Source organism: Streptomyces sp. NPDC053493, from assembly GCF_044544825.1.
Lineage (GTDB): Bacteria > Actinomycetota > Actinomycetes > Streptomycetales > Streptomycetaceae > Streptomyces.
This window is the reverse complement of record NZ_JBITXS010000007.1, coordinates 1-11,639: the sequence shown is the minus strand read 5'-3', so window position 1 is coordinate 11,639 and position 11,639 is coordinate 1. Positions and strand designations below refer to the sequence as shown.

At 74.1% G+C, this 11,639-nt stretch carries 8 protein-coding genes; 4 read left to right on the top strand and 4 right to left on the bottom strand.

Going from position 1 to position 11,639, the window contains the following annotated elements; all coding sequences use genetic code 11:
• Positions 1 to 3 precede the first annotated feature (3 nt).
• From ACIGO8_RS20765 to rsmH, 4 genes are all read right to left on the bottom strand, one after another.
• Positions 4 to 1,767, bottom strand: coding sequence for a UDP-N-acetylmuramoyl-L-alanyl-D-glutamate--2,6-diaminopimelate ligase (locus ACIGO8_RS20765; protein WP_399732484.1), 1,764 nt, complete (start codon positions 1,765 to 1,767; stop codon positions 4 to 6).
• A gap of 102 nt (positions 1,768 to 1,869) precedes the next feature.
• Positions 1,870 to 3,846, bottom strand: a complete 1,977-nt coding sequence (locus ACIGO8_RS20760) for a peptidoglycan D,D-transpeptidase FtsI family protein (RefSeq protein ID WP_399732481.1) — start codon at positions 3,844 to 3,846, stop codon at positions 1,870 to 1,872.
• A 3-nt stretch (positions 3,847 to 3,849) separates the two neighbouring features.
• Entirely contained in the window at positions 3,850 to 4,494 is a 645-nt protein-coding gene (locus ACIGO8_RS20755; RefSeq protein WP_399733343.1) for a septum formation initiator family protein, read from the bottom strand.
• Positions 4,495 to 4,541: 47 nt separating this feature from the next.
• Entirely contained in the window at positions 4,542 to 5,501 is a 960-nt protein-coding gene (rsmH, locus tag ACIGO8_RS20750) for a 16S rRNA (cytosine(1402)-N(4))-methyltransferase RsmH (protein WP_399732478.1), read from the bottom strand.
• A 341-nt stretch (positions 5,502 to 5,842) separates the two neighbouring features.
• Between rsmH and ACIGO8_RS20745 the strand changes: the two genes are divergently transcribed.
• From ACIGO8_RS20745 to ACIGO8_RS20730, 4 genes are all read left to right on the top strand, one after another.
• On the top strand, positions 5,843 to 6,382 hold the full coding sequence (locus ACIGO8_RS20745; RefSeq protein ID WP_399732475.1) for a beta-class carbonic anhydrase: 540 nt from the start codon (positions 5,843 to 5,845) through the stop codon (positions 6,380 to 6,382).
• Between the two features lie 170 nt (positions 6,383 to 6,552).
• Positions 6,553 to 7,581 (top strand): AAA family ATPase, encoded by a 1,029-nt coding sequence (locus ACIGO8_RS20740; protein ID WP_399732472.1) that lies wholly within the window; start codon positions 6,553 to 6,555, stop codon positions 7,579 to 7,581.
• Positions 7,581 to 8,948, top strand: coding sequence for a DUF58 domain-containing protein (locus tag ACIGO8_RS20735; RefSeq protein ID WP_399732469.1), 1,368 nt, complete (start codon positions 7,581 to 7,583; stop codon positions 8,946 to 8,948). Before ACIGO8_RS20740 ends, ACIGO8_RS20735 begins: the two co-directional genes overlap by 1 nt.
• Complete coding sequence (locus ACIGO8_RS20730) at positions 8,945 to 11,320, top strand: transglutaminaseTgpA domain-containing protein (protein ID WP_399732467.1); 2,376 nt, start codon at positions 8,945 to 8,947, stop codon at positions 11,318 to 11,320. Before ACIGO8_RS20735 ends, ACIGO8_RS20730 begins: the two co-directional genes overlap by 4 nt.
• Positions 11,321 to 11,639: the final 319 nt, after the last annotated feature.

Genomic DNA, 11,639 nt, shown 5'->3' with positions numbered 1-11,639 from the left:
GCTTCATCCCTGACTGTTCTGGTGACGGTGTTCGTCCTGCTGGCTCTGCTGGTCCTGCTGGCTCTGCGGGTCCTGCTGGTCCTGGTGGCTCTGCGGGCTCTGCGGGTCCTGCCGGCTCTGCTCGCTGCGCTGCCGGCCGAGAATCGCCTCGCGCAGGACCTGACGGTCGTCGAAGGGGCGGACCACCCCGGCGGCCTCCTGGCCCTGCTCGTGGCCCTTGCCCGCGACCAGGACGGTGTCGCCCGGCTCCGCGCGGGCCACGGCGGTGGCGATGGCGGCGGCCCGGTCGGCGTCGACCAGGACCTCGCCGCGCTGGTACGCCGGCACCTCGGAGGCACCGGCCAGCATCGCGGTGAGGATCGCCAGCGGGTCCTCGGAACGCGGGTTGTCGGAGGTCAGGACGGCGGTGTCGGCGAGCCGGGCCGCCGCCGCGCCCATCGGGCCGCGTTTGGTGGTGTCGCGGTCGCCGCCGCAGCCGATGACGACGTGCAGCTTGCCCCGGGTCACCTCGCGCAGCGAGCGCAGCACCGATTCGACGGCGTCCGTCTTGTGCGCGTAGTCGACGACCGCGAGGTACGGCTGGCCGGCGTCGACCCGCTCGAGCCGGCCGGGCACGCCCGGGACGGCCGCGATGCCGTCGGCGGCGGTCTGCGGGTCGATCCCGGCGGTGGCCAGGGTGACGATCGCGGCGAGCGTGTTGGCCACGTTGAACGGGCCGGGCAGCGGCGCGGTGGCGGAGATCCGTACGCCGTCCGGACCGATCACGGTGAGGACGGAGTCGGCGGCGCGGGTGACGACGTCCTCGGCCCGCCAGTCGGCGTTCGGGTCGCCGGCGGCGGAGAAGGTGACGACCGGGACGGTCGCCTCCTTGGCGAGCCGGCGGCCGTACTCGTCGTCGAGGTTCACCACCGCGCGCCTGCTGCGCTCGGGAGTGAACAGCCGCGCCTTGGCCTGGAAGTAGTCCTCCATGTCGGAGTGGAACTCCATGTGCTCCGGGCTCAGGTTGTTGAAGACGGCGACGTCGAAGACGCAGCCGTCGACCCGGCCGAGCACGAGGGCGTGGCTGGAGACCTCCATGGCGACGGCCTCGACACCGCGTTCGCGCATCACCGCGAACAGGGCCTGGAGGTCGGTGGCTTCGGGCGTGGTCCGCTCGGACTTGATGCGCTCGTCGCCGATGCGCATCTCCACGGTGCCGACGAGGCCGGTGGACCGGCCGGCGCCGCGCAGGCCGCCTTCCACCAGATAGGCGGTGGTGGTCTTGCCGGAGGTGCCGGTGATGCCGATCTGGAGGAGGTCCGTGCCCGGGCGTCCGTAGATCTCGGCGGCGAGGTCGCCCATCCGGCCGCGCGGGTCCTCGACCACGAGGACCGGCAGACCGGTCGCGGCGGCCCGTTCCCGGCCCGACGGGTCGGTCAGGACCGCGGCGGCGCCGAGCCCGGCGGCCTGGGCGACGAAGTCGGCACCGTGCGCGCGTGCCCCTGGCAGGGCGGCGTACAGGTCGCCGGGCCGCACCGCCCGCGAGTCGTGCGTGATGCCCGAGACCTCGGCCTCGGCGGGGCCGGCGGTCTCGACGCCCAGCCGTGCGGCGAGTTCGCCCAGGGGTGTCGGGCGGACCCGCTCCGGGCGGGGCGGGGTGGTTCGGTACTGATCAGCGTGTGGCACGGCGGTGAGCGTACCGGGCGCACCCTGCGCAGGGCTAAATGAGGCCACGGCGTCGCCGGAGTTCGATTTCCGGTTCCCGGAACGGGGGGTGATGGTTGTCACTGGAGCTCCCGGATGGTCACGGGGTGTCACGGGTGGTCGTGGATGTCGCTGGTGTGTGCGATGTCGGTGGTGTGTGCGATGTCGGTGGTGTCGGTGGTGGTGTCACGGCTGGAAGGTGACGGGCAGGCGGGCCGGGCCGCTGCCGGTCGGCGGGACGTGGAGGGTCTTGAGGGCGAACTCCATGACCTTCTTGTAGATCGGGCCGCAGATCTGGCCGCCGAAGTAGCTTCCCTTGGTGGGGTTCTGGATGGCGCAGTAGACGGTGATCCTCGGCTGGTCGGCGGGCGCGAAGCCGGCGAAGGAGGCGGTGTAGCCCTTGTAGCGGCCGAGTTCGGGATCGACCCGGTTGGCCGTGCCGGTCTTGCCGGCCACCCGGTAGCCGGGGATGGCGGCCTTGTTGCCGGTGCCCTCCTCGTCGTCGACGACGGACTCCAGCATCTGCGCCAGCGTCCTGGCGGTCTTCTCGCTGATCACCCGGCTCTGCTTCGGCTCGGGCGCCGGGCTGAAGCGCCCGTCGGGGCCCCGCGTGCCGCGCACCAGACTCGGCTCGATCCGGACACCGCCGTTGGCGATGGTCGAGTAGACCGAGGCGGCCTGCATGGCGCTGAGCGACAGGCCCTGGCCGAACGGGATCGTGTACTGCTGCGAGGTCGACCAGTCCTCGGGCTTGGCCAGGATGCCGGGCGTCTCGCCCGGGTAGTGCAGGCCGGTCGGGCTGCCGACGCCGAACTTGCGCAGGTAGTCGTAGAGCACCCGGTTGGCCTCCGCCTGGGTCTTGCCGAGCTGGCCGGTGGCGAGGATGGTGCCGATGTTGCTGGACTTGGCGAGGACGCCGTTGAGCGTCAGGTACCAGGTCTCGTGGTCGACGTCGTCGCCGAAGAGCCGGTCGCCGCGGTGCAGCCGGTTGGGGACGGTGACCCGGGTGTCGGGAGCGGCGACGCCCTCCTCCAGAACGGCGGCCATGGACATGACCTTGCTGGTGGAGCCGGGCTCGTAGGCGTCCTGGAGGGCCGCGTTGCCCATGGCGGTGGCGTTGGCCTGGGACAGGTCGTTGGGGTTGAAGCCGGGCGCGTTGGCCATGGCGAGCACCTCGCCGGTGCGGGTGTCCTGCACGACGACGTAACCGCGGTCGGCCTTGGACTTGCGCACCTGCTCGGTGATGGCCTGCTGGGCGGCCCACTGGATGTCCCGGTCGATGGTCAGCTCGATGTCGGAGCCGGGCACGGCCGGGGTGCCCTGGGAGCCCGCGGTGGGCACCCGGCGGCCGCCGGACTGGGCGAACCGGATCTTCCCGTCCTGGCCCGCCAGCTCCTTGTCGAGCATGGACTCCACGCCGCCGGCGCCGCGGCCCTCGGCGTTGACGTAGCCCAGTATCCCGGCGGCCAGCTCGCCGTTCGGGTACACCCGCTTGCTGCTGGGCTCGCTGAGGACGCCGCCGAGCAGGTTGATCCCGTTGCCGCCGGCCGCCGGCTTCGCCTTCTGCTCGTAGACCTTCTTCAGGTCCTTGATCTGGTTCCAGACCTGCGGGGTCTGCTTGCGGGCGAGGACGGTGTAGCGGGACTTCGGGGTCCGCAGCTTCTTCACGAGCTCGGCGGGGTCCTTGCCGAGGAGCGGGGCGAGCAGCGCGGCGGCCTGTTCGGGCGCGTCCGCGCGCTTGGACTCCGCGGGCGTGAAGAGCTTGGGGTCGGCGGTGATGTCGTACGCGTCGACGCTGGCGGCCAGCGCGACACCGGACCGGTCGGTGATCTCACCGCGCTCGGCGGTGAGCGTGTACTCCTGATAGCGGTGCTTCTCGGCCTTGGCCGCGTACGCGTCGGCGTCCACGGCCTGGACCTGGAGCAGCCGGACGACGAAGACCAGCATGACGAGGGTCAGGCCGAGCGAGACGAGCCGCAGCCGGGGCTTGGGCTTGCCCAGCCGGATCGTGCGGGCCCTGGCCGCGGGCCGGACGGCGGGGCGCCGGGGCGCGGCGGGGCGCACGGCGGACCGCGGGGCGGGGCGGCCGGAGGCTGCGGGGCGGGGGCGTGCGGGCCGCGCGGGGCCGGGGACACGGCGGCGCGGAGGCTCCTTGGAGGGCACGGGTCACCTGCCGGAGGTCGTCGTCGGGGCGGTCGTCGGGGCGGTCGTCGCGTACGGGGCCTGCGGGGCCGGAGGTGCCTGAGGGTCCTGGGGCGCCTGTGCGTCGTACGGAGCCTGAGGGTCCGGCGGGAAGCCGTTGGTGTACGGGGCTTCGGCGGCGCCGGCCGTACGGGGCGCCGCGGCGGCGCCCGGGGCGCCGGAGGACGCCGGCCCGGGAGACGCGGTCGTCGCGGCGGCGTTCGACGGGGTGCCAGGCGCGCCGGGCACGCCGGACGCCGGGGGCTGGGCGGGCGGCTGGGCGGCGGGCGGAGTGGGCCGGGGCGAGGGTTTCGGGGAGGCCGCCTCGGTCGGCACGCCGCGGATCTTCCCGTCCGGGTCGAGGAAGGCGGGGCCTCCGCCGGGCACCATGCCGAGCTCGCGGGCCCGCCGCTCCAGGGCGTCGGGAGCGGCGTTGTCGTCCACGTCGCGCTGGAGGGCCTGCTCCTCGTCGGTGAGCTCGGTGGTGCGGTCCTTGAGCTCGCGCAGCTTGAAGGAGCCCTGGTTGAGGGCGGAGTTGAGCAGCAGCAGGGTGATCAGGCCGCCGCCGAGGAGCAGCACGACCAGCAGGACGAAGGGGGTACGGGCGGCGGTGCTGGGCCCGGACGGCATGAGCCTGCCGAGCCGCGCCGCCCGCCCTTTGAGGGGCCCCTGTTTCGTCACGCGGATTCGTCCTCCCTGATCCGCTGCGCCCCCCTGAGCCGGGCCGGGGCCGCGCGGCGGTTCTCGGCGACCTCCTCCTCGGTGGGGAGTTCGGCGCCGCGGGTGAGGAGCTTGAGGCGGGGCTGGTAGCGCTCGGGGACGACCGGGAGGCCGGGCGGGGCGGTGTTGGCGGCGCCCGCCGCGAACACCTGCTTGACCAGCCGGTCCTCCAGGGAGTGGTACGACAGGACCGCGATCCGGCCGCCGACGGCGAGGGTCTTCACGGCCGCCGGGATGGCGCGTTCCAGGACCGTCAGTTCTCCGTTGACCTCGATGCGCAGGGCCTGGAAGGTGCGCTTGGCCGGGTTGCCGCCGGTGCGCTTGGCCGCCTGCGGCAGGGCGTCGCGGATCAGCTCGACGAGCCGGGCGCTGTTGGTGAACGGCTCCTTCTCGCGCTCGCGCACGATCGCGGAGACGATCCGCTTGGCCTGCTTCTCCTCGCCGTACGCGCGCAGGATGCGGACCAGTTCGCCGGCCGGGTAGGTGTTGAGGACCTCGGCCGCGCTCATGCCGGTCGTCTGGTCCATGCGCATGTCGAGCGGCGCGTCCTGCGCGTAGGCGAAGCCGCGGTCGGCCTCGTCCAGCTGCATGGAGGAGACGCCCAGGTCGAACAGGACGCCGTCGACGCGCGGGATGCCGAGCCGCTGGAGGACCTCGGGCAGCTCGTCGTACACCGCGTGCACGAGGGTGGCGCGCTCGCCGTACGGGGCGAGCCGCTCGCCCGACAGCCGCAGCGCCTCCTTGTCGCGGTCGAGGGCGACGAGCCGCGCCTCGGGGAAGCGCTCGAGGAGGGCCTCACTGTGTCCGCCGAGGCCCAGGGTGCAGTCGACGACCACGGCGCCGGGCCGCTCCAGGGCGGGAGCCAACATGTCCAGGCACCGCTGGAGCATCACCGGGACGTGTCGGTCGTTGCTCAATGCGCCCTCTCAGATCCGGCGGAGACGGGCACCACCGGCGAGCGGATGGGGCCGAGCCGTGGGTACCGCCGCGTATATGGGGAGAAACGGCGGAAATCGCTCGATGTCTCCGTGAACTTCGCGCCACTTTAGTCCACCGGACCCGCCGGTCAACCAACCGGCTGGCGCGTCGCGCGCCCCGGCCGGGGCGGCGGGACGGTGTCCCTGGTTCACCCGGTCGGCCGACACCGTCCCAGTGTGTGGATCATGCGCTGTGGAGTCGCTCACAACAAGGTTCATTGACGCTCTTTGTCCGCTCTCACAGCAGGCCCGCCCGCGCGGTGACCATTAACGTCTGAGACATGTCGACCTCCGCGCACCCCTCCGCCGACGCCATACGCACCGAGAACACGGTCATCGACCGCCTCGTCCAGGCCAACGCGCGCTACGCCGCCGACTTCACCGATCCCGGGATGGACGCCCGCCCCGTGCGGCACGTCGCCGTCGTCGCCTGCATGGACGCCCGCCTCGACCTGCACGCCGCGCTCGGGCTCGAGCTCGGCGACTGCCACACCATCCGCAACGCGGGCGGGGTGGTCACCGACGACGTCATCCGCTCGCTCACCATCAGCCAGCGCGCCCTGGGCACCCGCAGCGTGATGCTGGTGCACCACACGGGCTGCGGCCTCGAGTCGCTCACCGAGGACTTCCGGCACGAGCTGGAGGACGAGGTCGGCCAGCGGCCGGCCTGGGCCGTGGAGGCCTTCCGGGACGTCGACCAGGACGTCCGCCAGTCGATGCAGCGGGTGCGCACCTCGCCGTTCCTGCTGCACAACGACGACGTCCGCGGCTTCGTCTTCGATGTGACGACGGGTCTGCTGCGCGAGATCGACCCGGCCTGATCGCCGCGCGCAAGCCCGCAAACCCCGGCAATTCGCCCTCAGTTATCCACAGGCGAGCAGCAGGCGAGTGACACGACCCGGTCGCGCCAACAACAATGCACGGGTGACACCCCCCGGCCGTCGTGCCGGGGGCAGGTGTCTGTGCCGCGGAAAGGGCCGAGGAGGGCCGGGTGACGACCTATGACGATCGAGCGAGCCTCACAGATCTGACCACCACAGCGGAGCGGGTCCGCAGGTCGGTGGAGGGTGTGATCGAGGGCAAGCCCGAGGTCGTACGGATTGCGCTGACCGTACTGCTCGCCGAGGGACACCTCCTGATCGAGGACGTCCCCGGTGTCGGAAAGACGATGCTGGCCAAGACTCTGGCCCGGTCCATCGACTGCTCGGTCCGCCGCATCCAGTTCACGCCCGACCTGCTGCCGTCGGACATCACCGGCGTGTCGATCTTCGACCAGCAGCGGCGCGAGTTCGAGTTCAAGCCGGGCGCGATCTTCGCCCAGATCGTCATCGGCGACGAGATCAACCGGGCCTCGCCCAAGACGCAGTCCGCGCTCCTGGAGTCCATGGAGGAGCGTCAGGTCACGGTCGACGGCCAGACCTACGAGCTGCCCAGCCCCTTCATGGTGGTCGCCACCCAGAATCCGGTGGAGATGGAGGGCACCTATCCGCTGCCCGAGGCGCAGCGCGACCGCTTCATGGCCCGGGTCTCCATCGGTTATCCGAACGCCGAGGCCGAGCTGAAGATGCTGGACGTGCACGGCTCGGTCTCCCCGCTGGACGACCTCCAGCCGGTCGCCCACGCCCACGACGTCGTCAAGCTGATCGACGCCGTGCGCGCGGTGCACGTCGCCGACGCCGTGCGGCGGTACGCGGTGGAGCTGGTCGCCGCCACCCGCACGCACCCGGACCTGAGACTCGGCGCCTCCCCGCGCGCCACGCTGCACCTGCTGCGCGCCGCCAAGGCCTCCGCCGCGCTCAGCGGCCGCGAGTACGTGCTGCCGGACGACCTCCAGGCGCTCGCCGCGCCGGTGCTGGCCCACCGGCTGCTGCCCACCGCGCAGGCCCAGCTGGGCCGCCGCACGGCCGAGCAGGTCGTCCAGGACATCCTCCAGCGCACGCCCGTCCCGGCCGCCGCGCCTCCCGCGCGGCCCGTCGGCCCGCTCTACGGCCAGCACCAGCCCGACGCCCGGCGGCTGTGATGACCACCGCCGCCGCTCCGCAGGGGCCCGCGCCGCGGGTGGCCGGGGACGACGGCGACCGGGGCGGCCTGCGGGCCGCCCTGGGCGGGCTCACCACCCGCGGCCGGTCCTTCCTCGCCGCAGGGGTCGCCGCGGCCGCCTGCGCCTACGTGCTCGGCCAGGGCGACCTGCTGCGCGTCGGACTGCTGCTCGCCGTCCTGCCGCTGATCTGCGTCTTCGTGCTGCACCGCACCCGCTACCGGGTCGCGGGCAGCCGCCGCCTCGCCCCGCGGCGGGTCGAGACCGGCACCGAGGCGCGGGTCCACCTGCGCATGGACAACGTGTCCCGGCTGCCCACCGGCCTGCTGATGCTCCAGGACCACGTGCCGTACATGCTGGGGCCCCGGCCCCGGTTCGTCCTCGACCGGGTCGAGGCCGGCGGCCGCCGCGAGGTGTCCTACCGGGTCCGTTCCGACCTGCGCGGACGCTTCCCGCTCGGCCCGCTCCAGCTGCGCCTGAGCGACCCGTTCGGGATGTGCGAGCTGACCCGCTCCTTCAGCGCGTACGACACCCTGACCGTCATCCCGCGCACCGAACCGCTGCCGCCGGTCAAGCTCGCCGGCGAGTCCGCCGGACACGGCGAGGGACAGCAGCGGGCCCTCGCGCTCGCCGGGGACGACGACATCATTCCGCGCGCCTACCGCCACGGCGACGACCTGCGCCGGGTCCACTGGCGCTCCACCGCACGCTACGGCGAGCTGATGGTGCGCCGCGAGGAGCAGCCGCAGCGCGCCCGCTGCACGGTGCTGCTCGACACCCGGCGGATCGCCTACGAGGGCGGCGGGCCCGACTCGGCCTTCGAATGGGCCGTCTCCGGCGCCGCGTCCGTCCTCACCCACATGCTGGAGCGGGGCTACGCGGTGCGGCTGCTGACCGACACCGGCAGCACCGTGCCCGGCGAGGGCGCCGAGGGGTTCGCCGGCGCCGGCCACGACACGGCCGAGGCGGCGGGCCTGCTGATGGACACCCTCGCGGTCGTCGACCACTCCGACGGGGCCGGTCTCTCGCGCGCGTACGACGTGCTGCGCGGCGGTCACGAGGGCCTGCTGGTCGCCTTCGTCGGCGACCTCGACGAGGAGCAGGCGGCGCTCGCGGCCCGGATGCGGCAGCGCGGCGGCGCGGCGGTCGCCTTCCTGCTCGACTCCGGGACCTGGCTGACCGGCGGCGCCGTCGCCGGGGCGGTGGAGGACCGGCTGCGGCGACTGCGGGAGGCCGGCTGGCAGGCGTTCGCCGTGCCGCCGGGCGTCCGGCTCGCCGAACTGTGGCAGCAGGCCGGCGGTGCGGCGGGACACGCCCCCGCCGCCGACACGTACGGAGGTTGGTCATGAGCGGGCGCGGGCGGCTGACGCTTGCGGCCTTCGGCGCGACGCTCACGGCGTCGGCCGCGCTGCTGCCGCTGGTGAAGCCGGCGACCTGGATCCTCACCGCGGCGATCCTGCTGGGCCTGCAGTCCGCGGTCGGCACGGTGACCCGGCGGGTGCCGCTGGCCCGGCCGCTGACGATCGCTGCCCAGGCGCTCGTCACGCTGCTCGTGCTGACCGTGGTCTTCGCCCGCGAGCAGGCGCTCCTCGGCGTGCTGCCGGGCCCCGACGTCCTCGCCTCCTTCGGGACCCTCTTCCAGGCGGGCGTGGACGACGTCGGGACGTACGCGATACCGGCGCCCAACACGCCCGGCATCCGGCTGCTCCTGGTGAGCGGCGTCGCCGTGGTCGGACTCCTGGTGGACGCGCTCGCGGTCACCTTCCGCAGCGCGGCGCCGGCCGGACTGCCGCTGCTCGCGCTGTACTCGGTGGCCGCGGGACTGTCCGGCGGCGGCGCGGGCGGGCTGTTCTTCCTGCTCGCCGCGGCCGGCTATCTGCTGCTGCTCCTGGCCGAGGGCCGCGACCGGCTCTCCGCCTGGGGCCGGGTCTTCGGCGGCGCCCAGCGCTCCGGCCGGCCCGGCTCGGCCGCGGGCGAGGGCGGGCCGGTGTTCGCGCCGGCGCGCACCGGGCGCCGGATCGGCGCCGTCGCGCTGGGCATCGCGCTCGTGGTGCCGTTCGCGCTGCCCGGACTGAGCGGCGGCCTCCTCGGCTCCGGCGGTGAGGGCGAGGGCGCCGGCGGCAAGGGCGGCACGATCTCCGCCGTGAACCCGCTGGTCTCGCTCCAGGACAACCTGCGCCAGCCCGAGGACCGCGAGGTGCTGCGCTACCGCACCAACGCCACGGACACCAGCGGGCTTTACCTGCGGCTCGTCGCGCTCGACCAGTTCGACGGCACCGCCTGGAAGTCCTCTGTGCGCCCGATCGAGGACGTGCCCGAGGACCTGCCCTGGCCGGACGGGCTCGCCCAGGACGTCCAGTCCGCCGAGGTCACCACGAACCTCGTCGCCTCCACGGCGTACAAGCAGAAGTGGCTGCCGATGCCGTATCCGGCGGCCAAGGTGACCATTCCCGGCAACTGGCGCTACGAGCCGGCCGGCCGGATGCTCGTCGGCGACAACGGGCAGAACACCCAGGGCGTCCGGTACACCGTGACCAGCCTGGACGTGCGGCCCACCCGCGAGCAGCTGGCCGAGGCCCCGGCGGCCCCGGACGCGCTGCGCCGCGAGTACACCCGGGTCCCGGCCTCCCTGCCGCCGGACGTGAAGTCGACGGCCCTGCAGGTCACCCGCGGTGCGCGCAACGACTACGAGCGCGCGGTGAAGCTCCAGAAGTGGTTCGCGGAGGACGGCGGCTTCCGCTACGACGTCGACGTCCGCTCCGGCACCGGCGTCGAGGCGATCTCCCGCTTCCTGAAGGACAGGGAGGGCTTCTGCGTCCACTTCTCCTTCTCGATGGCGGCGATGGCCCGCTCGCTGGGCATCCCGGCCCGGGTCGCGGTCGGCTTCATGCCGGGCACCCCGCAGACCGACGGCGCCGTCTCGGTCGGCATCCGGGACGCCCACGCGTGGCCGGAGCTGTACTTCGAGGGCACCGGCTGGACCCGTTTCGAGCCGACGCCGTCGCGCGGCACGGCGCCGGAGTGGACCCGCGAGCGGTCCTCGGGCGGTTCGGCGGCTCCTTCGGCGCAGCCGTCGGCCGGCGCCTCCGCCCAGCCCTCGGCGGTGCCGAGCGCCTCGGCGAGCTGCACGCCGCAGGAGAAGAAGCTGGGCGGCTGCGGGCAGGACCAGGCGGCGGGCGCCGCGGCCTCGGAGGACGACGACATGCCGCCGCTCCAGGTCGTCCTGCTGTGCCTGGGCGTGCTGCTCGTGCTGTGCGTTCCGCTGCTGCCGCTGCTGTGGCGGACGCGGGTGCGGGCCCGGCGCCTCGGCCCGGCGGCCGATCCGGTCACCCGGGTCCTGGCGGTCTGGCAGGAGATCAACGACACGGCGTGGGACTACGGCGTGGCTCCCGACGAGTCGCGCACGCCACGGAAGACGGCGGCGCGGCTGGTCCGTGAGGGCGAGCTGGGGCAGGACGCGGCGGACGCGGTGCACCGGGTGGCCCGGGCGGTCGAGGAGTCCCTCTACGCCCCGAACCCGCGGCCCGCGACGGGCCTCACGGAGCAGGCGGACGTGATCCGGCGCGGGCTGCACGCGTCGGCGGGGCGGTGGGGGCGGGTGCGGGCGGTGCTGGTGCCGCGGTCGGTGGTGCGGGTGGTGTGGGCGGCGCGGGCCCGGTGGGCGGCGCTGCGCACCACCCTCACCACCCGCACCCGCGCCCTCCTCCCCCACCGCCCCTAGCCCCGCGCGGGCGGGCGCCGTATGGACGCCACCCCGCCGGCCCGGCGCCCGCCCGGGCCGGCGCCCGTTGCCGCCCTCGTTGTGGCCCTTCGTTCCGCCGGTGCGGTGCCCCTCGCCGCCACCCCCGTTGTGGGCATTCGTTCCGCTGGGGCGGAACGGGTGGGCACAACGGACGGCGCCCCTTGCCGGGCCTAGGCTGCCGCGCCTCGACCCGCACCCGGAGTGCGCCGTGCTGGTGGTGCGGGTTCAGGCGCAGGTGCGGAACGCGCCCGCAAGGGCGCCGTCCCGTGTGCCCACCCGTCCCGCCCCAGCGGGACGA